Consider the following 21349-nt stretch of genomic DNA (forward strand, 5'->3'; position numbering starts at 1 on the left):
CCAAAGAGGGGTGGGTGACCACATGCAGCGCACACCACATCACAGGTCCAGATCGCGTCGCGGGCTCGCGGCGGCGGTGGCGGTCGGCGCTCTGACCGCGTCCCTGCTGGGCGGCAACGCCGCCAGCGCCAGACCGTATCCGGATCCGGGGCTCGCGGAACGGATGGCGACAACGTTGTCCCTTCCCTCACCGCCGGGCGGGGCCGACGTCAAGGTGCTGGTCTTCCACGCGTCGGCGGGCGAGGAGTCGCCGACCGTCGACGCGGGGATCGCCGCAGTCGAGAAGATCGGGCTCAGCGGTCCGGCGGCCGGGCGCTTCAAGACCGTGGCCACCGACGACGCCTCGGTCTTCACCAACGGCAAGCAGCTCGGCAAGTACAACGCCGTCGTCTTCCTGACCGGTGGCGGCGACGTCCTCACCCCGGAGCAGGAGGCGGGTCTGGAGGCGTACATGGAGGCGGGCGGAGGCTTCCTCGGCATCCATGACGCGGCCCGTACGGAACCGTACTCCGACTGGTTCACCGGCCTGGTCGGTGCCCGCCCCGCAGCGGGCAGTCCCACGGACGTCCAGCGCGCCACCGTGGAGATCGGCGACCGGCAGCACCCGGCGACCAGGAACCTCCCGCTGGAGTGGAAGCGCCCGGACACCTGGCTGAACTGGAAGGACAATCCGTCCGGCGACGTGCACACCGTGGCCCGGGTCCGCGAGATCACCTACTCCCCCGGCGAGAGTGCCAACGGCTGGGACCACCCGGTCTCCTGGTGCCGTGACTACGACGGCGGCCGGTCCTTCTACACGGCCATGGGCGGTACGGTCAGCAGCTTCGCCGAGACCGACTTCCGGGACCACCTGCGCGGTGCGCTGGCCTGGACGAGCCGCATCTCGCAGGCCGACTGCAAGGCCACCATCGACTCCAACTACACGGCGGAGCGCCTCACCCGGCCCAACCAGCCCGGGCAGAACGACCAGATCGGTGAGCCGCACGGCCTGGTGACCGCGAAGGACGGGCGGGTCTTCTACGTCGGGCGCGGCGGCACGGACAGCAGCGTGCCGGTGGTCACCGACTGGAAGGACCCGAACGTCGGCAAGGGCGAGGGCGAGATCCACGTCTACGACCCGGGGACGAAGAAGGTCACCCTCGCGGGCAAGCTCAGCGTCTTCGGCAACAAGGGCGGCGGCGACGAGCTGGTCAAGGTGGAGGAGGGACTGCTCGGCATCGAGCTGGACCCGGACTTCACCACCAACGGCTGGGTCTACCTGCACTACACCCCGCACGCGAAGATCGATCGCGACAAGCAGACGGCCGTGCGCCAGGTCTCCCGTTTCACCTTCGACCGCGCCACGAACAAGCTGGACCTGGCATCCGAGAAGGTGCTCCTGCACTGGCCGGTCCAGATCCACAGCTGCTGCCACGCGGGCGGCGGCATGGCCTGGGACTCGAAGGAGAACCTCTACATCGCGACCGGGGACAACAACTCCTCCGGTTTCAGCGACGGTTACTCCGGCAACAACCCCCAGCCCAACTACAAGGGCCTGTCCTTCGCCGATGCCCGCCGCACCGCGGGCAACACCAACAACCTCAACGGGAAGATCCTGCGGATCCACCCCGAGGACGACGGCACGTACACCCTGCCGGAGGGGAACCTCTTCACCGGCGAGGAGTCGGACGAGGGGGGCGGCAAGACACGCGGCGAGATCTACGTGATGGGTGTGCGCAATCCCGCCCGCATCTCCGTCGACAAGTCGACCGACACGCTGTACGCCGGCTGGGTCGGCCCCGACGCGGGCGCTCCGAGCACGACCTGGGGTCCCGCCAAGTACGACACGTTCGCGGCGATCACGAAGGCCGGCAACCACGGCTGGCCCTACTGCATGGGCAACAAGCAGCCCTACCGCGACCGCAATCTGCCGGACCCGTCCAAGCCGCTGGACTGGTACGACTGCGACGCGCCGAAGAACGAGTCGCCCAACAACGACGGACTGGTCAACCTGCCGCCGGTGACCGGCAACACGATCTGGTACTCGCCGCAGGGCGGTGGTGTGGACTACCCGCGCGACGCCGAGGGCATCCCCAGCTACAAGGTCGAGGACCAGAAGGAGCTCCTGCCCTGGCTCAAGGGCGGCGGCCAGGCCACGATGAACGGCCCTGTCTACCGGTACGACGCCGCGAGCGACAGCACGGCCAAGTGGCCCTCGTACTGGGACGGCAAGTGGTTCGTGGGTGACTTCTACGACGACACCCAGCCGCGCCACGCCGTGCTCACCGACCCGAAGACGGTCGGCAAGGGCGGGCTCCCCACCCACGCCGAGTCCCTCAAGAAGATCATTCCGGTCGGCGCGAACGGCATCCGCAACCTCATGGACTGGAAGTTCGCCCCTGACGGTTCCCTCTACGTCCTGGACTACGGGCGCGGCTTCTTCACCTCCGACTCCAAGTCCGCGCTCTGGCGTGTGACGTACAAGGGCGGCGGTCCGACCCCGGCCGCCGCCGATCTGGCCAGGAAGGCGGCAGCGCAGTGAGACAGCGATCGCTCCTTACGCGACAGCGGTACCGGCCCGTCAGGGTGTGGCTGGCCCTGCTCGGTTCGTTCCTGATGGTCCTGGGGCTGACGTCGACGGCCGCGTACGGACGTGAGGACGAACAGGCGGGCGCCGCGGCCGGCCAGGTCCTCGACTGGACCGCCGGCGACCCCATCGACCACTATCTGTCGGCACCGAAGACGGCCGTGGCCGGCGCCGCGACCATCGTCTTCGAGAACAGCGCCGCCACGGGCAACACGACCGGGATGCCGCACACGCTGACCTTCAGCGTCTCGGACGTGGAATTCAACGACGATGTCCAGGTGAACATCCTGGCCAACCCCAGCGACAGCGAGGGCGGCAGGCACAGCGTCGAGGTCACCCTCACCCCCGGCCGGTACTTCTACCACTGCACCATTCCCGGCCACGGGTCCATGCAGGGCATCCTCACCGTGACCGAGGGCGGCGGCGAGGACACCACCGCACCCGAGACCTCGGCGACGGTGGACGGGGACAAGGACGCCGACGGCGCGTACATCGGCCAGGCCACCGTCACCGTGGCGGCGACGGACGCCGGTTCGGGCGTCGGCACCGTCGAGTACGCCGTCGGAACCGACGGCGCCTGGCAGCCGTACACCACGCCCGTCGTGGTCGACCAGGTCGGGACGCACACCGTCCGCTACCGCGCCACCGACAGGTCCGGCAACGTCGCGGCCGAGAAGGCGGTCGACTTCACCGTCGCCGCACCGCCCACGGACGACGAGACCGCGCCGGAGACCTCGGCGACCGTCTCGGGCGAGAAGGACGACGCGGGTGCCTACCTGGGGATGGCCACGGTGACGGTGACCGCGTCGGACACCGGGTCCGGCGTCAACACCATCGAGTACGCCATCGGTGCGGACGGTGCCTGGCAGGCGTACACCGCCCCCGTCATGGTGCACGAGGTCGGGACGCACACGGTCCGCTACCGCGCCACCGACAGGTCCGGCAACGTCGCGGCCGAGAAGGCGGTCGACTTCACCGTCACCGCACCGCCGTCGCAGGACAGGACACCGCCGGTGACCGCCGCGGCGGTGACGGGTGACAAGAACTCGGACGGCGCGTTCATCACCAGCGCCACGGTCGCGGTCACCGCCACCGATGCCGACTCGGGTGTGGACAAGGTCGAGTACTCCCTCGACGGCGGCCCGTACCTGGCCTACTCCTCCCCCGTCATCGTGGACCGCGTCGGTCGCCACACCTTCGCCCACCGGGCGACGGACAAGGCGGGCAACACCTCGGAGGCGAAGCAGTCCTCGTTCACCATCGCCGAGAGCGGCGGTGTGCCCGCACCCAACTGCCCCGAGTACGACGAGCGGCTCACCGTCATCGTCGGTACGGTCGACAGCGGCGTCCCCAACCGGATCACGGGCAATCGCTGCACGATCAACGAGCTGATCGAGGACGAGAAGGACTGGTCCTCCCACGCCCTGTTCCTCAAGCACGTCGACAAGGTCATCGACAAGCTGCTGGCCGCAGGGGTGATCGACACCCGTGAGCACAAGAAGATCTACAAGGCGGCCAAGCAGTCCGGCATCGGCAGGCCGGGCCAGGACGAGGGTTACCGCAAGCTCTTCGACGGCACGGCCGGGTCCCTCGCCGCGTGGGAACAGGTGGGCGGCGGGAAGTTCGGGCTGAACGAGGAGGAGGGCTCGATCACCAGCTCGACCACCGTCGACGGCATGGGCATGCTGTGGTTCCCGTCCCGGCAGTACGGGGACTTCTCGCTGAAGCTGCAGTGGCGGGACGACGCACCCGGCACGGGCAACGCCAACGGCGGGGTCTTCGTCCGCTTCCCGAACGTCCACGACCACCCGGAGGAGTCACGTCCCGAGTGGGTCGCCATCAAGTACGGCCATGAGATCCAGGTCAACGACCGGCCCGACGGCGACATGTACAAGACCGGCTCGATCTACGGCTTCGACCGGGTCGGTCTCGGCGGCGCCGGGGTCACACCCAAGGGCACCTGGAACGACTACGAGATCCGGGTGGTGGACCAGCACTACTCGGTCTACCGCAACGGTGTCCTGATCAACGAGTTCGACAACAACGGCGGTCAGCTCTTCCAGCCGCCGCGGGGCGACGACCCGGGCACCGACGGCCGTCGTTACGCCTCCGGCTACATCGGGCTCCAGGTCCACAGCACCACGGACGTGATCTCCTACCGCGACATCCGCATCCAGGAGTTGTAGGGCGAGGCACACTCAGGCGGCCGCGGCCGCGTGCTCCGGCACGCGGCCGCGGCCTCCCGGGTGCCGGTGGCGCCACACCCAGAAGACGGTGCACGAGAGCAGTGACCAGGCCGCCAGCACCAGGAACGGGAACGCGTACTGATGGCCCTGGTAGTAGACCGCCGTGTGCTGTGCGTTGACCGAAGCACCCGGTGGCAGCCAGCGGCCGATGTGCCCGAGCACCGACGGCAGCAGGGGCCAGGACACCGCGCCACCCGATGACGGGTTGCCCAGCAGCACCATCAGCCCCCAGGTGGGGAGCATCGCCCAGCGCCCCATGATGGTGTTGAACATGGTGAAGACCATGCCCGACGCGAACATCGTGAGCGCCAGGATCAGCCAGGACTCGACGAAGGGCAGATCCAGCGCCCCGAGCCACCAGTCCACCACCGCCGCGATCGCGAAGCCGCCGAGCAGGGCGTAGGCGACGGTGAAGAGGATGCGTTCGAGGGGATCGAGCGCTCGCGCGTGCACGCTGAGCTGGATGGCCCCCACGAAGCCGATGATGACGGCGGCGAGCGAGATGTAGAAAAGTGCCAGTCCGCGCGGGTCACCTTCCTGGAGTGGCTTGACGTCCGTGATCGTGACAGGGACCCCGGTGGCCTTCGCGACCTTCGCGCCGGTCTCGGCGAGCAGTTGGGCGACCGTGGCCCCGCCGGCTCCGGCGATGTCCATGGCCACCCCGCGCTCACCCGGCCGCAGGGTCACGAAGACCTTCTGCTCCTCCATGGCCTGTCGCGCCCCGGCCCGGGTCGCGTACCGATGCAGGTGGAGGGAGGCGTCGAGGGCCTCATCCATCCCCACGACGAACTTCTTCCCTCCCCGTGCCTCGGCACCGTCGACCACCGCGGCCGGGATGCTGCGCGGTGTCGGGTCGGCCATCGTGTACGTGTACGAACCGGCGAAGAGGCCGGCCGCGGCGGCGAGGATGAAGAGCAGCACGACCGCCGGGACGTACGGCGACTGCTTGTACGACGCCCACCTGTCGGCCCGGGTCGGGGGCCTGCCGTGAGCTCCGTGCGCGGGCTGCTCCGCCCCCTCGCCGGCGCTCACGCTTCACCGTCGTCGTGCCGGGCGCGGCTGGGCTGCACCCGCTTCGGCTCCCCGGGCATCTTGGGGTACTCCGGCGGGTAGGGCAGGTCTCCGAGCCTGTGCTCCTGCTCGTCGCGCGTGGCCAGCTCCAGCAGCTGGTCGAGCCGGAAGGCGTGGTCGTCCATGTCGGCGTGCAGGTCTCCCACCTCGGCGTACCGCTCGGGCATCGTCCGGATGTCGAAGTCGCGGGGTTCCGCGTCGTCGATCTCCTCCCAGCGCAGGGGCGCGGAGACCGGGGCGTGCGGGAACGGGCGGACGGAGTAGGCGCAGGCGATGGTGCGGTCGCGGGCCGTCTGGTTGTAGTCCACGAAGATCCGCTCGCCGCGTTCCTCCTTCCACCACGCGGTGGTCACCCGCTTCGGCATCCGGCGCTCGAGTTCCCGCCCCACCGCGATCGCGGCGCGGCGCACCTGGGTGAAGGTCCACTCGGGGACCAGGGGGACGAACACGTGGATGCCGCGCCCGCCCGAGGTCTTGGGCCAGCCGCGCAGCCCGTGGTCCTCCAGGACGGACCGCAGCTCGTGGGCCGCCCGCACGGCGTCGGCGTAGTCGGTGCCGGGCTGCGGGTCGAGGTCGATGCGCAGCTCGTCGGGGTGATCGGTGTCGGGCCTGCGCACCGGCCACGGGTGGAAGGTCAGCGTGCCGAGATTGGCCGCCCAGAGAACGGCGCCGAGCTCGGTGGGGCACATCTCGTCGGCGTGCCGGCCGCTGGGGAATTCGATACGCGCGGTGGGTGTCCAGTCGGGCAGGTTCTTCGGCGCCCGCTTCTGGTAGAAGAACTCTCCCCCGACGCCGTCGACGAAGCGCTGGAGAGTGGTGGGGCGCTCGCGCAGGGCGCGCAGGATCCCGGGCCCGACGGCCAGGAAGTACTCGGCCACGTCTCTCTTGGTGTAACCCTTCTCTGGGAAGTACACCTTGTCCGGGTTGGACAGCCGTACGGGCCGCCCGTCCGCGTCCAGCTCGATCGCTGCTCCCATGACGGACACCGTAGGCCGGGGGCACATATGCCGCATATCGGGAGACGGGCTCCGTGCGATGGGCCAGAATCGGGCTATGGACCTGCCGGTGATGCCTCCTGTGAAACCGATGCTCGCCAAGTCCGTGTCCGCGATTCCGCCCGGCATGCAGTACGAGGCGAAGTGGGACGGCTTCCGCGCGATCGTGCACCGGGACGGCGACGAGGTGGTGATCGGCAGCCGGACGGGGAAGCCGCTCACCCGGTACTTCCCGGAACTGGTCACCGCGCTGCGGGACAACCTGCCGCCGCGCTGTGTGGTCGACGGGGAGATCGTGGTGGCGCACGGCGGCCGTCTCGACTTCGACCGGCTGAGCGAGCGCATCCATCCGGCGGATTCCCGGGTGCGGCTGCTGGCCGAGCGGACACCGGCCGGTTTCGTGGCCTTCGACATCCTCGCGCTGGACGACACGTCCCTGCTCGCCACCGCACAGAGCGAACGGCGTGCGGCGCTGGAGACGGCGCTGGCCACCGTGTCGGCCCCCGTCCATCTGGCTCCGGCCACCACGGACCCCGCCGTCGCCCAGGAGTGGTTCGATCGCTACGAGGGCGCCGGGCTGGACGGTGTGGTCGCCAAGCCGCTAGGTCTGCCGTACCGGCCGGACGTACGCGCGATGTACAAGATCAAGCACGAGCGTACGGCCGACTGCGTGGTGGCGGGTTACCGCTTCCACAAGAGCGGCCCGGTGGTCGGCTCGCTGCTCCTCGGTCTCCACGACTCCGGAGGCGCGCTGCAGCACGTCGGCGTGTGCGCCGCCTTCTCCATGCGACGGCGCGCCGAACTCCTGGAGGAACTCGACCCGTTGCGCATCGATCCGGCCGAACATCCGTGGGCGTCCTGGGCCGAGGCGGCGGCGCACGAGAGCGCACGGCTGCCCGGCGCCCCGAGCCGCTGGTCGGGCAAGAAGGACCTCTCCTGGGTGGCGTTGCGGCCGGAGCGTGTCTGCGAGGTGGCCTACGACCACATGGAGGGCGACCGGTTCCGCCACACCACCCAGTTCCGGCGGTGGCGGCCGGACCGCACCCCCGCCAGCTGCACCTACGCGCAACTGGAGGAAGTGGTGCGGTACGACCTGTCCGAGGTGCTCGGCACCGGCTGACCGCGGGCCGGGCCGTCAGGCGGACGGGGTGGCGCAGGGTTCGTCCGCGGGGGTGGCCGGATCGGTGTCCGCCGAGGCCGTGGGGCAGCCCGGGTCGGAGGTGCTGGGGTCCGGTTCGGGTGTCGTGGTGGGGTCGGGGGTCGCCGTGGGGTCGGGAGTCGTCGTCGGATCCGGTGTCGTGGTGGGGTCGGGGGTCGTCGTCGGGTCCGGGGAGCCCGTACCGGTGGGATCGGGACGGGGGTCCGTGGGGGTCGCCGAACCGTCCGGGTCCGGGCTGCCGGACTCCGACGGGGTGGGCGTGGGGGAGGTGGAAGGGCGCGGTGTACCGCTGGGCCTGGGCCCGATGACGATGCCTCCGCCGCCCCCCTTCCCGTCGCCGCCCGGGCTGCCCGGCCCTCCACCGACCGGGGCCTTCGGCCCGGTGCGGCTGCCCGCGCCGGGGCTGCCAGGGACCACGCCCTCGCCGTCTGCGACCGGGTGGGTGCCCCTGCGGTAGAACTCCAGCCACGACAGGACCGTACGCAGGTAGGTGTCCGAGCGGTTGTAGCTGAGGATCGCCCGGTTCAGGTCACCGCCTACCGACAGGTCGCGCGCTCCGGCGCAGAGGTAGTGGCCGGCGGCCAGGGCCGCGTCGGCGATGTTGCCGGGGTCCTTGCGCCCGTCGCCGTTGGCGTCCCTGCCCCAGTGCGCCCAGGTGGAGGGGATGAACTGCATCGGGCCGACAGCCCGGTCGTACCGGGTGTCGCCGTCGTACACCCCGCCGTCGGTGTCAGGGATGTCGGCGAACCCCGCCCCGTCGAGGACCGGGCCCAGGATCGGGGTGAGCGTGGTGCCGCCGGCGTCCACCCGCCCCCCGCCGGCGTGGCCGGACTCGACCTTGCCGATCGCCGCGAGCAACTGCCAGGGCAGACGGCAGCCGGGGTCGGTGCGGCGGAGGGAGTTCTGCGCCGTGCGGTAGGCGGCCAGCACGGTCGCCGGGATGCCGGCCTCGGCCCAGGACCGGGCCGCAGCCGGGCCGACCGGCTTCCCGCCGGTCCTCGGCAGCGGCGTCGGCGGCTCCGGCGACCGCAGGGGCGGCAGTTCGGTGTGATAGCTGTCGTCGTTGGGCACCTCGGTCCAGACCACGTCACCGGCCGCCGCGGTCTTCTCCCCGGCGGCCGCGCCGCCGGCGAGTCCGGGTGCCTGGGACGCGGTGAGCGCCGCCATGGCGGCGACGGCGGTCGCCGTGCCGGTGAGTCCCCGGCGCATCGTTCCGTCGAACCTCACGCGTGCTCCTCCCCGGATCACCTGGTGAACGTGTCGATGGCGGAGATCCGCCAGTTGCCGTCGCGGTGGACGACGTCCACGGCGAACATGGCCGCCGCGTACGTCGTCTCCTCCTGCTTGCCGGTCCGGGTGTTGCTCTGGTCGGCGAAGACGAGCAGCCGGGCGCGGTCACCGTCGAGCAGTTCGACCCCGGCCCCGGTGACGGTCGTGGTGAGCACGAGTTTCTGCTTCGGCGCCTGCGCGCGTACCTCGGCCAGCATGTCCTTGTGCTGCTGGACCGCCTTGCCCGTCAGGTACTTCTGCGCGGCCAGGTCCGACTTCCCGGGCGAGGCGTAGTCGTAGGAGAACACCGCCGCGACCGCCTCGGTGATCCGGCCCTTGACCTCGCTGGTCCGGCCGATGTCGGTGAGGGCGGTGTTCTGCCGGGTGGGGTCGTCCCGCAGCGTCGCGGCCGAGGTGAACGCCCAGGCGGAGAAGGCGCCGAGGAGCACCGTGGCGGCGCAGAGGACGGCGGGCAGCCGGATGCGCAGGCGGGGCAGGCGCCTGCGCGGAGGTTCGGAGGGCTCGTCGGCGCCGGTGGGTGCCGTGGGTTCCTCGGCGGCCTGAGCCCCCGGTGAGTCCGTGGCCGTCACCACGCCCTTCCGGGGTGCGGGTCCGGGCGCGGCGGCCTCCCGCTGCGGGGCGGCCGTCGCGGCGGCGACGGCCAGCCGGCGGCGGCGGTTCACGAGGTGTCGGGTCGTCGGCATGTCAGTGGTCCTCTCGGAGGCGGTGGCGGTGGCGGGTCAGCCGGCGGTGTTGCCGACGGGCGCCTGGCCGAGGGCGCTGAGTTTCCACCCCGCGGAGGTGCGGGTCAGTTGCCCGAGCATCCGGCTCTCCTTCACGGCGGGCTTGCCCGCCGGCGCGGTCACCGTGACCCGCAGGGCCACCATCACCCCGGCCTTCCCGGCCCGGTCGTCCAGCTCGGTCACCGCTCCCGACAGGACCTCGGCGGTGCTGACGGTCTTCGCCGCCTCGATCTGCTTGACGAACGCGCCCCGTCCGTCGACGAGTTGGGAGTGCAGGTCGCCGGTGGTCGAGTCCTCCCAGCTGTCGAGCCCCTCCTCCAGCTGTGCGTGGTCGAGCGTGTTCATGTTCTGCACGGCCTGCTCCCCCGCGGCCAGCGCGTCGTCGCGCGCCTGCGCGTAGGCCGCCGAGTCGTCGTGCGCGGCGTCGTAGCGGGACCAGCCGCCCCAGCCCGCGGCGCCGGCCGCCACGACGGTGAGCACGATCGCCACCACCACCAGTGGGTTCCTCGTCGTCCGTTCCCGTGCCATCGGTGCCTCTCCCTACCTGGAGGTGATCTCGACGATTTTCCAGTGGCCGTCACGCAGTCGTGCGGTCACGGACAGCTGGGCCGCCGCCGTGGTGGCGGGCTTTCCCTGGCGCTCGTACACCTGGTCGAGGAAGACGAGAAGGTGGGCGCTGTCACCGCCGAGCCGGGTCACTCCGGCGCGTAAAACCTGGCTGGTGAGGGTGAGCCTCTGGTCGGCGGCCTGCTTCTCGACCTGGCCGAACAGTGCGGCGTACTGCTGGAGCGCCCTGCCCGCGAGGAGGCGCTTCGCCGCCTCCTTGGTGGCGGCGGTGGCCTGTGGGCTGTACGAGAAGACCTTGGCCAGGGCGCTGCTGACGTCGCCGGTGACCCTGGTGGTCGCCTCGGTGTCGGTCAGCGCGCGGTTGGAGGTGGCGGGGGTGTCGCGGAGCCGCTGCCCCTCGGAGAAGAGGACGCCTCCCGCGGCCAGGAGGACGACGGCCAGCAGCGCCGCGAGGACGGTGAGCCGGTGCCGGTGCCCGAGACCGGTGGCTTCCGGCTCCTGGGCCGTTGCCCGGTCCGTGGTGACGGCCTCCGCCCCGGTGCCGGTCCCGGTGTCCACCATGGTCGTCCCCCGGGTCTCTTTCATGCGCCGCCCCCGACCGGGATCGCGTCGAGTGCCTTGACCTTCCAGCCGTCACCGGTGCGGGCGAGGGTCGCCTCGAAGCGTCTGCGCTCCGTGCCCGCCCTGCCGCCGCGTTCGGTGACCTCGACGTCGACGGTCGCGATGAGTGCCGCCGTGCCGGCCCGCTCGTCGAGTGCGGTCAGTGCCGCGTCGGTGACCGTGCCGCGTGCCGTGGCCCCCGACCCGGTGAGCGCGACCTCGTCCTGCTTCCGGGTGCTCTCCAGCCGGTCGTGCAGTGCTCCGGTCGAGGAGCCGAGCCAGGCGGTGAGTCCCGCCGTGACACTGCCGGCGTCCTTTCCGTCCATGGTGTTCAGCCGGGCCAGGTGGCGTCTGCCGTCCGCGAGGGCGGCGTCCCGGGCCTTGGCGTACGACAGGGTGCCGTCGCCGCGGGCCTGCGCGTACGACCAGCCGCCGAGCGCGCAGACCAGTGCGGCGGTGATCAGGACGGCCCAGCCGCTCAGCGCCTTCGTACGGGCGTTCATGCGCCGCCTCCGAGGCCCAGCAGGCCGGCCATGCCGTCGGCCGTGTCCGGGGTGTCGCCGGTGGTGGTGCCCGGACTGCCGAGGAGCGTCGATCCCGGCGTCGCGGGTTCGGGAACGGGGCCACCCTTCGGGGCGTTCGCACTGCCGCGGACGTTGATGCCCGTACCGGGCGGCGAGGCGCACCGGGCCTTGGTGTTGACGGCGGGGGCGGGCGAGAGGTCGGTGCCCGGGCGGTAGGTGGTGGAGCCGTATCCCGAGGTGCAGGGCAGCGGCTCGAAGAAGGTGACGGACATCCCGAACCGGGCTTTGCCGTCCTCGTCGATGATGCTCGCGCCGGCGGCCGCGACCGCGGGCACCTTCACCAGCAGTTCCTCCAGACCGCGTTGCCGGGTGACGGCGACCTCGGAGGTGGTGAGGAGGTTGGCGACCACGACCCCGAAGGCCGGGTCGAGATCGCGCAGCAGTCCGCTGACCTGTTCCGTGGCGCCCGGGGCGGCGGCGATCAGTCTGCGCAGGTCGGTGTCGGATCCCTTGAGTCGGGCGGCGAGTTCCTCGGCGCCCGAGGCGAAGCCCTTGAGCGCTTCGCCCTGCTCGGCCTGGGTGCGCAGGACCGTCTCGCCGTCCGCCATGAGCTTCGTGGTGGTCGGCAGCGCCTCGTCGGCGGCCTCGACGAACTCGCTGCCGGTGTCGAGCAGGACCTGGAGGTCGTCGCCGCGCCCGTCGAACGCCGCCCCGAACTCGTCGACGACGGTGCGCAGGGCCTCGGCGTCGACGGAGGCCGTCAGGTCGTTGACACCGGTGAGGACGTCGGTGACGGGGGCGGGGATGGTGGTGTCCGCCTGGTCGATGACCGACCCGTTCTCCAGGAAGGGCCCGTCGGAGCGGGTGGGCCGCAGGTCGACGTACTGTTCGCCGACGGCGGAGAGGTTGGCGACGACGGCCCGCAGGCTGTCGGGGATGCGCGGCGCGTCGTTCTCGATGCGCAGTTCGGCCTCGACGCCGTCGTCGGTGAGCTCGATCGGGCCGACCCTCCCGACGGAGACCCCCCGGTACGTGACGTCGGAGTGCGTGAACAGCCCCCCCGTCTGCGGGAGTTGCACTGTCACGGTGTAGTAGCTGCGCAGGCCGACGTAGTGGCCGAGGTCGGCGTACCGCACACCGAGGTAACCGAGGACGAGCACCGCGATGACGAGGAAGGCGACGTTCTTGATCCGGACGGCGGGAGTGATCATCGGCTGGTGCCCTCCGTGTCGGCCGGTCCGCCGGACGGTGCGTCCGAAGGCGGGTCCGTCCGTGTGTCCGGGGTGGTGAGCGACGGGAGCGGCAGAGGCAGGGCGGTCCCGGACCTCTGCTGGGCACCGGGGTAGGTGGGCGTGGGATCGCCGGGGGTGAGGGCGGGGATGATCTGCGTGCCGGGCATGGACGTCACGTCGAGGTACACGTTGAGGTAGTCCCCCTTCACACCGCGGAGCACCTCGTCGGTGAACGGGTAGGTGAGCAGCACCTGCAGGGAGTCCGGGAGGTCGTTGCCGGAGTCCGCGAGTGCGGTGAGGGTGGGGGCTATGGCCCGGAGATCGGCGATCATGTCGGCCTTGCTCCTGTTGACGGTGTCGACGGCGACGGTGGAGAGCGTGTCGAGCGAGCGCAACATGGTGAGCAGGGAGCCGCGCTGTTTCTCCAGGACCTCGAGGCCGGGGCTGAGGCCGGTGAGGACCGTGCCGACGTCCTGCTTGCGCGTGGCGAGGGTGGCGGCCAGCCGGTTGACGCCGTCGAGGGCCTGGGTGATGTCCTCCTTGTGGCCGTCCAGGTCGGTGACGAGCGTGTCGACGCGGCTCAGCATGGAGCGGACCTGCGGTTCCTGTCCGGCCAGTGCCTTGTTGAGTTCGGTGGTGATGGTCTTCAGCTGGGCCACGCCGCCGCCGTTGAGGAGCATGGACAGGGCGCCGAAGACCTCTTCGACCTCGGGGTTGCGGTTGGTGCGGACCAGGGGGATCCGGTCTCCGTCGGACAACGAGCCCCTGGCCGTGCCGTCCGCGGGCGGTGAGAGCTGGACGAACTTCTCGCCGAGGAGGCTGGACTGTTCGAGGTGGGCGTAGGCGTTGGCGGGCATCTCGATGTCCCCGTTGACGCGCATGGTGACCCTGGCGGTCCAGCCGCCCGGGGTGAGGGAGATCTTGGTGACCCGCCCCACGGCCACGTCGTTGACCTTGACGGAGGACTGCGGGGCGAGGCTCAGGACGTCCCCGAACTCGGCCGTTATCTCGTACGGGTGGTCACCGAGGTCGGCTCCGCCGGGCAGTGGCACCTGTTGGATGCCGGTGAAGGACGGCATGTCGACGGTGGTGACGACGAGCGCGACGCCGACCCCGAGCGCGACGAGGGCGGCCGTGCCCGTGGCCGCGCGGGCTCCGGGTCTGCGCAGGGCGCGGCTCATCCGTTCTTCTCCTTCTTCTCGCCCGTCCCGGTCTTCCTCGCCGTCCCGCTGTCCGCCGGGGTGCCGAAGACGGTGCCGACGGCCGGCAGCGGCAGCACGGGCAGCGACTTCTGCCGGTCGGCGTCCACCGGGGCCAGCCCTTCCAGTCCGTCGGCGCCGGATGAGGTGTCCGGCTCGACGAGGGGGCCGCCCATGGACAGCTCGTTGAGGTCGGTGCGTCCGTCCAGGGTCCGGTTGGCCGGGTTGTAGGCGTTGAGTACATTGCCTGCCGTGAGGGGCAGTGTGTCGAGGGATTCGGCGAGCGAGGCGCGCTGGTCGACCAGGGTCTGGGTCAGTGGCACCAGGAGGTCCACGTTCTCCTTGAGGGCGCCACGGTTCTTCTGGATGAAGCCCTTCACCTGGCCGAGTGCGGTGCCCAGCTCCTTCAGCGCCGCGCCGAGGTTCTCCTTGTCGTCGGCGAGGAACCCGGTGACGGTATTGAGCTGCTGCTCGGCCGCCCGCACCTCGCCGTCGTTGTCCTTCAGCATGGTGGTGAAGGTCTGCAGGTAGGACAGCGTGTCGAAGAGGTTGCCGCTGCTCTTGTCGAGCGTCTTCGTCGCCTTGCCGAACTGCTCGACGGAGTCCCCGATGGCCTTCCCGTTGCCGTCGAGGTTCTTCGCCCCGGTGTCCAGGAGTTCCGAGAGTGCTCCGTCGGTGTTGGCGCCGTCCGGGCCCAGTGCCGTGGAGAGTTCCGTGATCGACTCGTAGAGCTGGTCGACCTCGATGGGCGTGGCGTTGTGCGCGGCGGGCAGGACCGCGTGGTCCTCGAGTCGCGCTCCGCCGGAGTAGGCCGGTGCGAGCTGGACGTACCGGTCGGCGACGAGGCTGGGAGCGACGACGACGGCGTGTGCGTCCGCGGGGACCTCGACGCCCTCGTCGAGCCGCAGGCTGACCCTGACCTCCTCGCCCCGCGGTTCCACGGACTCGACGGTGCCCACCTTGACGCCGAGGATCCGCAGGTCCGACCCGGCGTACACGCCGGTGGCCCGGTCGAAGTAGGCGGTGACGGCCGTCGTGCCCTCCTGGTCCATGGCCGTCACCCCGGAGGCCGCGGCTGCCGCCACGACGGCCAGCCCGGCCCCGATGCCGATGATGCGTGTGCGTCTCATGTCAGCGGCCCCCCTGCTTCGGCGGCATGCAGTCGTTCTCCGGGAGCGTGCCGGCGGGCAGGTAGTTCTTGGGGACGACTCCGCAGACGTAGTTGTCGAACCAGCGGCCGTTGCCGAGGGTGTTGCCGACGAGCCGGTTGTAGGAACCGGCCAGCGAGAGCACCTTGTCGAGGCTCTTGCGGTTCTTCACGAGCACGGTGGTGACCCGGCCCAGCGCGTCGAGGGTGGGCCGCAGCTGTGCGTTGTTGTCCGTGACGAGTCCGGTGAGCTGGGTGCCGAGGTTCCGTGTCCCGGTGAGCAGGAGGTGGATGGAGTCGCGGCGGGCCTGGATCTCGCCGAGGAGCAGGTTGCCGTCCTCCAGCAGGGTCTCGAAGCTGCTCTTCCTGGTGGCGAGGGTCTTGGTGAGCCGCTTGCTGCCCTTGAGGAGGGTGGCCAGCTGTGCGTCCCGCTCGGAGACCGTCCTGGACAGGGCGGAGAGCCCTTTCGCGGCGCTCCGTACGTCGGGCGGCGAGTCCTTGAACGTGTCGGAGATGGTCCGGAAGCTCTGGGCGAGCTGGGCGGTGTCGATCTCCTCGATGGTCTCGCCGAGTCCGTTGAACGCCTGGGTGACGTCGTACGGGGAGGTGGTGCGGCTCGCGCCGATGCGGGACCCCGGGTCCTGGGGTGCGTCGCCGAGCGGGTCGACGGCGAGGTACTTCTCGCCCAGGAGGGTCTTGATGGCGATGCCGACGGTGGAGGCGTTGCCGATCCAGGCGTCCTTCACCGTGAAGTCGACCTTCACCTCGGCGCCGTCGAGCGAGACGCCGGTGACCTCGCCGACCTTCACTCCCGCGATCCGTACCTCGTCACCGGAGTCCAGTCCGGCGGATTCGGTGAAGTCGGCACTGTAGGTGGTGCCGCCGCCGATGAAGGGCAGCGCGTCGGCCCGGTAGGCGGCCAGTCCGACGAGGGCCAGGACGAGGAGTCCGGCGATGCCGACGGCTACGGGGTTGCGTTCCCGGACGGGCTTGATCCTCATGCCTGGCACCTCGGTTGGCTGATCGTGATGCCGGTGGGCGGGGCGCTGCCGTCGTCGGTCGTCACACCGCTGACCTTCGCTTCGCAGAGGTAGAGGTTGAGCCACGATCCGTACGAGGCCAGGCGGGTGATGGCCGCCATCTTGGCCGGGGTCTTCTCCAGGAAGCTCTCGATCTTCGGCGCGTTCCTGTCGAGTCCTTCGCTCAGGCGCCCGAGCTGTGCGATGTCCTCCTTGAGGGGCTCCCGCCCGTCCTGGAGGAGGCCGGCGGTGACCGTGGTGAGCGCGCCCATCGCGGTGACGGCCTCGCCGAGCGGCTTGCGGTCCCCGGAGAAGCCCGTGACGAGCTTCTGAAGGGTGTCGACGAGGTCGTCGAACCCGGCCTCCCGGTCGTTGACGGTCTTCAGGACCGTGTTGAGGTTCGTGATCACCTCACCGATCACCTCGTCCTTGGCCGCGACGGTGCCGGTCAGCGATCCGACGTGGGACAGGATGCTGTCCACGGTGCCGCCCTCGCCCTGGAGGACCTGCACGATCGAGCCGGCGAGCTGGTTGACGTCCGGCGGGGAGAGTCCTTCGAAGAGGGGCTTGAAGCCGTTGAACAGCTGGGTGAGGTCGAGTGCGGGCGTGGTCCGTGAGAGCGGGATGGTCGCTCCGGGCCGGAAGCTCGCGCCGACGGGCCCGGCGCCCTGGTCGAGGTCGACGTAGCGCTGGCCGACCATGTTGAGGTACTTGATCGACGCGGTCACCGAGGCGGGCAGCCTGCGGCCCTTGCGCACGGCGAAGCCGACCTCGGCCAGCCGCCGGTCGGCGACCTCGATGGACTCGACCTGCCCGACCTTGACGCCTGCGATGCGGACGCTGTCGCCGACGACGAGTCCGGTGGCGTCGGTGAACCTGGCCTTGTACTCGGTGGTGTCACCGACGCCCGTGTCGGCGATGGACAGGGCCAGGACGGTGGTGGCCAGGGCCGTCACGACGACGAAGACGAGGGATTTCGCGAGCGGTCCCGCGAGGGAGCGGCGCTTCACTTGAGCTTCACCTCCGCACCGCGGAAGGCCGGACCGATGAGCACGCTGCTCCAGTCGGGCAGGGTCTGCGGCCGCACTTTCAGTGAGGGGGCGACGAGTTCGTTGACGAGCTCGCTCTCCTGCGGGGAGTTGGGCATGCCCAGTCCCCCGTCGGGGGCGGCGGACCGGTCCGGTGCCTTCCCGTCCTGGGCGGGGCCGCTGTCCGTGGCGCCGGCGGTGCGGGCGCCGGCGGTGGGTGCCGCCCTGCCGATGTACGGCACCGAGTAGCAGTGCGGCCCGCCGGTCGCGTCGTAGACCGGGGTGTCCTTGCCGGCGACGTACTTGCCCTTCGATTCCACGGCCTTGACGGTGACGTGGAGGCCGGGCTCGTCGGTGCCCTTGCCGAGTGCCTTGTCCATGGCGGGGACGAATCCGGCCATGGTGCGCAGGGTGCAGGGGAAGGCGCCGGAGTACTCCGCGAGGAGTTCCAGCGTCGGCCGGCCCGAGGCGGAGAGGCGGATGAGGTTGTCCTTGTTCTTGCGCAGGAAGGAGGTGACGTCCTGGGCCGACGCCGTGGTGGCCCCGTACAGGTCGGCGAGCTCCGCCTGCTGCTCGGCGATCGTTCCGCTGGTGGTGGTGAAGTCCGTGAGCGCGTCGAGGACGTCGGGGGCCGCGTCCGCGTAGAGATGGCTCACCTTGACGAGTTCCTTGATGTCCGCGTTGAGCGTGGGGAGTTGGGGGTTGAACTTCTTGAGGTGGGCGTCGAGGGTGACCAGGGTGTCGCCGAGCTTGCCGCCGCGGCCCTCGAGCGCCTGGGAGACGGCGCTCAGGGTGGCGGCGAGCTTCTCCGGCTTGACGGCGGTCAGCATCGGCAGGACGTTGTCGAGGACCTCCTCCAGCTCGATCGCGTTGCTGGAGCGGTCCTGCGGGATCACCGCACCCGCCCGCAGCGTCCGTGCGGAGGGGACGGCCGGCGGGACGAGGGCGACGAAGCGCTCCCCGAAGAGGGTGGTGGGCAGCATCTGCGCGGTGACGTCGGCGGGGATCTGCCCCAGCCGGTCCGGTTCGATGGCGAGGGTGAGGCGGGCCCCTTCACCGTCGGTCCGGATGTCACGCACCTGCCCGATCACGACACCGCGCAGCTTCACATCGGCGTTGTCGTGCATCTCGTTCCCGACGCTCCCGGTGCGTACCGTCACGGTGGCGTCCTCGGTGAAGTCCTTCCGGTACACCGAGACCGAACCCCACACGAGCACGGCGGGCACGAGCACGAAGGCCACGCCGGCGAGTCTGCGGCGCACCGTCTGCGCCATCGAGGAATGCATCAGCCCGCCACCTTCACCGTGGTCGTCGCGCCCCAGATGGCGAGTGAGAGGAAGAAGTCGGTGACGCTGATGAGCACGATGGCGTTGCGCACCGACCGGCCCACGGCCACGCCCACTCCGGCGGGGCCGCCGGTGGCGTGGAAGCCGTAGTAGCAGTGGGCGAGGATCACCAGCACGCTGAAGATCAGCACCTTGAGGACCGACAGCAGCACGTCGTCCGGGGAGAGGAAGAGATTGAAGTAGTGGTCGTAGGTGCCCGCGGACTGCCCGTTGAACAGGACGGTGATGTACCGGGAGGCGACGTAGGAGGAGAGCAGCCCGATCGCGTACAGCGGGATGATCGCGACGACCCCGGCGATGATGCGGGTGGTGACCAGGTAGGGCATGGACCGCACGCCCATCGCTTCGAGCGCGTCGACCTCCTCGTTGATCCGCATCGCGCCGAGCTGGGCGGTGAAACCGGCGCCGACGGTCGCGGAGAGGGCGAGCCCGGCGACGAGCGGGGCGATCTCGCGGGTGTTGAAGTAGGCGGAGATGAAGCCGGTGAAGGCGGAGGTGCCGATCTGGTCGAGGGCGGCGTATCCCTGGAGGCCGACGACCGAGCCGGTGGCGAGCGTCATCGCGATCATCACGCCGATGGTCCCGCCGACGACTCCGAGGCCGCCGCTGCCGAAGGCGACTTCGGCGAGCAGCCGTTGCACCTCTTTCAGGTAGCGGCGCAGGGTCCTGGGAATCCAGATCAGCGCACGTACGTAGAAGGTGAGCTGTTCTCCGGAGCGGTCCAGCCAGCCGAGCATCGACATCGCTCAGCCCCCCTTCGGGGGGACGATCTGCAGGTAGATCGCCGTGAGGACCATGTTGACGGCGAACAGCAGCATGAAGGTGATGACGACGGACTGGTTGACCGCGTCGCCGACGCCCTTCGGGCCGCCGCGGGGGTTCAGCCCCCGGTAGGCGGCGACGATGCCGGCGATGAAGCCGAAGACGAGTGCCTTGAGTTCGCCGACGTACAGGTCGGGCAGCTGGGCGAGGGCGGAGAAGCTGGCGAGGTAGGCGCCGGGGGTCCCGTCCTGCATGATCACGTTGAAGAAGTAACCGCCCATCGTGCCGACGACGGAGACCAGTCCGTTGAGCAGGACCGCGACGAACATGGTGGCCAGCGCGCGCGGGACGACCAGACGCTGGATGGGCGAGACTCCCATGACCTCCATCGCGTCGAGCTCCTCGCGGATCTTCCGCGAGCCGAGGTCGGCGCAGATGGCGGAGCCGGCCGCACCGGCGATCAGCAGCGCCACGATGAGCGGGCTGGCCTGCTGGATGACGGCGAGGACGCTGGCGCCGCCGGTGAAGGACTGGGCGCCGAGCTGCTCGGTGAGGGAGCCGACCTGCAGGGCGATGACCGCACCGAACGGGATCGAGACCAGGGCGGCGGGCAGGATGGTGACGCTGGCGACGAACCAGAACTGCTCGACGAACTCCCGTACCTGGAACGGCCGGCGGAAGACGGCCCGGGCGACGGCCAGGGCCAGGGCGAACAGCTGACCGGTCTGCCGCAGCGGGGCCAGGAGCGGTGACGGCGGTCTCCTCCCGGGCACCCGCCCTGCGGGCGGTGGCTGAGGTGCGGGAGGCCCGGGCGGCCGCACCGGCAGGGGGGCCGTCACAGGCGCCCACCGCCCAGGGTCGGCGTGTAGCTGTGCATGATGGCCGTCCGGGCGGCCTCCGGCAGCTGGCCCATCATGGACAGGACCCGCTCCCGGCGGCGCAGTGCGCCCTGCCGGACGGGCAGCCCGGGTGAGGGCTCCAGCTGCGGTACGACGGTCCGGGGGCCGGGGGTGAGGCCGTAGCCGTTGCCGCTCGTCCGCTCGGCCGCCAGGGTGGCCGCGTCCTTCTCCTCCGACATGCCGATGGGCCCTTCGCGGCGCCCCGAGAGGAACTGAGCCACGACGGGGGTGTCGCTGGTGAGCAGTACCTCGCGTGGCCCGAAGGTGACGAGATTGCGGCAGAACAGCATGCCCATGTTGTCGGGGACGGTGGCCGCGATGTCGAGGTTGTGGGTGACGATGAGCATCGTCGCGTCGATCTGCGCGTTGAGGTCGATGAGCAGCTGCGAGAGATAGGCGGTGCGGACCGGGTCGAGTCCGGAGTCCGGCTCGTCGCAGAGGATGATCTGCGGGTCCAGGACGAGGGCGCGGGCGAGGCCGGCCCGCTTGCGCATACCGCCGGATATCTCACCGGGCAGTTTCTCCTCGGCGCCGAGGAGACCGACGATGTCGATGCGTTCCATGACGATGCGCCGGATCTCGGATTCCTTCTTGCGGGTGTGTTCACGCAGAGGGAAGGCGATGTTGTCGAAGAGGGACATCGAGCCGAAGAGGGCACCGTCCTGGAACATGAGCCCGAAAAGCTTGCGGGTCTCCATGATCTCCCGCTCGGGGCTGTTGACCATGTCGACGCCGTTGATGAGGACGCGTCCCTTTTCCGGCTTCAGGAGTCCGATGATGGATTTCAGGAACACGGTCTTTCCGGTGCCGGAAGGACCGAGCATGACACTCACCTCACCGGCCGGCAGTGTGAGGGTCACGTCCTGCCAGATGTTCTGCTTGCCGAAGGACTTGGTGAGGCCTTCGACGACTACTTCGATTCCCATCGGCCCTCCTTCGAAAGGGTGAAAGACGTCATCTGTCGGCGCTCCGGCTCC

Annotated in this window: 19 protein-coding genes; 3 read left to right on the forward strand and 16 right to left on the reverse strand. The window is 70.4% G+C overall.

Annotated features, from left to right (window positions below; translation table 11 throughout):
• The first annotated feature begins 22 nt into the window (after positions 1 to 22).
• Positions 23 to 2521: a ThuA domain-containing protein gene (locus QFZ58_RS06020; RefSeq protein WP_307123860.1), complete on the forward strand. Its 2499-nt coding sequence runs from the start codon at positions 23 to 25 to the stop codon at positions 2519 to 2521.
• Positions 2518 to 4752 carry an OmpL47-type beta-barrel domain-containing protein gene (locus QFZ58_RS06025; RefSeq protein WP_307123861.1) on the forward strand — a complete coding sequence of 745 codons (2235 nt, stop codon included), beginning with the start codon at positions 2518 to 2520 and terminating at the stop codon, positions 4750 to 4752. Before QFZ58_RS06020 ends, QFZ58_RS06025 begins: the two co-directional genes overlap by 4 nt.
• Before the next feature lie 12 nt (positions 4753 to 4764).
• Here the strand turns inward: QFZ58_RS06025 and QFZ58_RS06030 are convergent, their stop codons facing one another.
• Positions 4765 to 5844 carry an ABC transporter permease gene (locus QFZ58_RS06030; protein WP_307123862.1) on the reverse strand — a complete coding sequence of 360 codons (1080 nt, stop codon included), beginning with the start codon at positions 5842 to 5844 and terminating at the stop codon, positions 4765 to 4767.
• On the reverse strand, positions 5841 to 6848 hold the full coding sequence (gene ligD, locus QFZ58_RS06035; RefSeq protein ID WP_307128782.1) for a non-homologous end-joining DNA ligase: 1008 nt from the start codon (positions 6846 to 6848) through the stop codon (positions 5841 to 5843). Before ligD ends, QFZ58_RS06030 begins: the two co-directional genes overlap by 4 nt.
• 88 nt (positions 6849 to 6936) lie before the next feature.
• On the opposite strand from ligD, the gene QFZ58_RS06040 reads away from it, so the two are divergent.
• On the forward strand, positions 6937 to 7998 hold the full coding sequence (locus QFZ58_RS06040; RefSeq protein WP_307123863.1) for an ATP-dependent DNA ligase: 1062 nt from the start codon (positions 6937 to 6939) through the stop codon (positions 7996 to 7998).
• Between the two features lie 15 nt (positions 7999 to 8013).
• Here QFZ58_RS06040 and QFZ58_RS06045 read toward each other — a convergent pair whose 3' ends face one another.
• From QFZ58_RS06045 to QFZ58_RS06110, 14 genes are read right to left on the reverse strand one after another with little or no spacing between them, the layout of a single operon-like run.
• Positions 8014 to 9264, reverse strand: coding sequence for a lytic transglycosylase domain-containing protein (locus QFZ58_RS06045; protein WP_307123864.1), 1251 nt, complete (start codon positions 9262 to 9264; stop codon positions 8014 to 8016).
• Positions 9265 to 9281: 17 nt separating this feature from the next.
• On the reverse strand, positions 9282 to 10010 hold the full coding sequence (locus QFZ58_RS06050) for a hypothetical protein (protein WP_307123865.1): 729 nt from the start codon (positions 10008 to 10010) through the stop codon (positions 9282 to 9284).
• Between the two features lie 36 nt (positions 10011 to 10046).
• Entirely contained in the window at positions 10047 to 10577 is a 531-nt protein-coding gene (locus QFZ58_RS06055; protein WP_307123866.1) for a nuclear transport factor 2 family protein, read from the reverse strand.
• A 12-nt stretch (positions 10578 to 10589) separates the two neighbouring features.
• Positions 10590 to 11201, reverse strand: a complete 612-nt coding sequence (locus QFZ58_RS06060) for a hypothetical protein (RefSeq protein ID WP_307123867.1) — start codon at positions 11199 to 11201, stop codon at positions 10590 to 10592.
• Complete coding sequence (locus QFZ58_RS06065; protein WP_307123868.1) at positions 11198 to 11719, reverse strand: hypothetical protein; 522 nt, start codon at positions 11717 to 11719, stop codon at positions 11198 to 11200. The genes QFZ58_RS06060 and QFZ58_RS06065 overlap by 4 nt, the downstream gene beginning before the upstream one ends.
• Entirely contained in the window at positions 11716 to 12951 is a 1236-nt protein-coding gene (locus QFZ58_RS06070; RefSeq protein WP_307123869.1) for an MCE family protein, read from the reverse strand. Before QFZ58_RS06070 ends, QFZ58_RS06065 begins: the two co-directional genes overlap by 4 nt.
• Positions 12948 to 14153, reverse strand: coding sequence for an MCE family protein (locus QFZ58_RS06075; protein WP_307123870.1), 1206 nt, complete (start codon positions 14151 to 14153; stop codon positions 12948 to 12950). Before QFZ58_RS06075 ends, QFZ58_RS06070 begins: the two co-directional genes overlap by 4 nt.
• Entirely contained in the window at positions 14150 to 15301 is a 1152-nt protein-coding gene (locus QFZ58_RS06080) for an MCE family protein (RefSeq protein ID WP_307123871.1), read from the reverse strand. The genes QFZ58_RS06075 and QFZ58_RS06080 overlap by 4 nt, the downstream gene beginning before the upstream one ends.
• Before the next feature lies 1 nt (position 15302).
• On the reverse strand, positions 15303 to 16319 hold the full coding sequence (locus QFZ58_RS06085) for an MCE family protein (protein WP_307123872.1): 1017 nt from the start codon (positions 16317 to 16319) through the stop codon (positions 15303 to 15305).
• Entirely contained in the window at positions 16316 to 17347 is a 1032-nt protein-coding gene (locus QFZ58_RS06090; RefSeq protein WP_307123873.1) for an MCE family protein, read from the reverse strand. Before QFZ58_RS06090 ends, QFZ58_RS06085 begins: the two co-directional genes overlap by 4 nt.
• Complete coding sequence (locus QFZ58_RS06095; RefSeq protein WP_307123874.1) at positions 17344 to 18651, reverse strand: MCE family protein; 1308 nt, start codon at positions 18649 to 18651, stop codon at positions 17344 to 17346. Before QFZ58_RS06095 ends, QFZ58_RS06090 begins: the two co-directional genes overlap by 4 nt.
• A complete protein-coding gene (locus tag QFZ58_RS06100) occupies positions 18651 to 19454 on the reverse strand; it encodes an ABC transporter permease (RefSeq protein ID WP_307123875.1) in 804 nt (267 codons plus the stop codon). Before QFZ58_RS06100 ends, QFZ58_RS06095 begins: the two co-directional genes overlap by 1 nt.
• A gap of 3 nt (positions 19455 to 19457) precedes the next feature.
• Positions 19458 to 20312, reverse strand: coding sequence for an ABC transporter permease (locus QFZ58_RS06105; protein ID WP_307123876.1), 855 nt, complete (start codon positions 20310 to 20312; stop codon positions 19458 to 19460).
• On the reverse strand, positions 20309 to 21298 hold the full coding sequence (locus tag QFZ58_RS06110; protein ID WP_307123877.1) for an ABC transporter ATP-binding protein: 990 nt from the start codon (positions 21296 to 21298) through the stop codon (positions 20309 to 20311). The genes QFZ58_RS06105 and QFZ58_RS06110 overlap by 4 nt, the downstream gene beginning before the upstream one ends.
• Positions 21299 to 21349: the final 51 nt, after the last annotated feature.

This window comes from Streptomyces sp. B1I3 (assembly GCF_030816615.1).
Lineage (GTDB): Bacteria > Actinomycetota > Actinomycetes > Streptomycetales > Streptomycetaceae > Streptomyces.

Bases quoted from the DNA above. Each gene is read 5' to 3' on its own strand.
- QFZ58_RS06020 (WP_307123860.1), top strand. From the start codon at position 23: ATGCAGCGCACACCACATCACAGGTCCAGATCGCGTCGCGGGCTCGCG.
- QFZ58_RS06040 (WP_307123863.1), top strand. From the start codon at position 6,937: ATGGACCTGCCGGTGATGCCTCCTGTGAAACCGATGCTCGCCAAGTCC.
- QFZ58_RS06050 (WP_307123865.1), bottom strand. From the start codon at position 10,010: ATGCCGACGACCCGACACCTCGTGAACCGCCGCCGCCGGCTGGCCGTC.
- QFZ58_RS06055 (WP_307123866.1), bottom strand. From the start codon at position 10,577: ATGGCACGGGAACGGACGACGAGGAACCCACTGGTGGTGGTGGCGATC.
- QFZ58_RS06060 (WP_307123867.1), bottom strand. From the start codon at position 11,201: ATGAAAGAGACCCGGGGGACGACCATGGTGGACACCGGGACCGGCACC.
- QFZ58_RS06065 (WP_307123868.1), bottom strand. From the start codon at position 11,719: ATGAACGCCCGTACGAAGGCGCTGAGCGGCTGGGCCGTCCTGATCACC.
- QFZ58_RS06070 (WP_307123869.1), bottom strand. From the start codon at position 12,951: ATGATCACTCCCGCCGTCCGGATCAAGAACGTCGCCTTCCTCGTCATC.
- QFZ58_RS06075 (WP_307123870.1), bottom strand. From the start codon at position 14,153: ATGAGCCGCGCCCTGCGCAGACCCGGAGCCCGCGCGGCCACGGGCACG.
- QFZ58_RS06080 (WP_307123871.1), bottom strand. From the start codon at position 15,301: ATGAGACGCACACGCATCATCGGCATCGGGGCCGGGCTGGCCGTCGTG.
- QFZ58_RS06085 (WP_307123872.1), bottom strand. From the start codon at position 16,319: ATGAGGATCAAGCCCGTCCGGGAACGCAACCCCGTAGCCGTCGGCATC.
- QFZ58_RS06095 (WP_307123874.1), bottom strand. From the start codon at position 18,651: ATGCATTCCTCGATGGCGCAGACGGTGCGCCGCAGACTCGCCGGCGTG.
- QFZ58_RS06100 (WP_307123875.1), bottom strand. From the start codon at position 19,454: ATGTCGATGCTCGGCTGGCTGGACCGCTCCGGAGAACAGCTCACCTTC.
- QFZ58_RS06110 (WP_307123877.1), bottom strand. From the start codon at position 21,298: ATGGGAATCGAAGTAGTCGTCGAAGGCCTCACCAAGTCCTTCGGCAAG.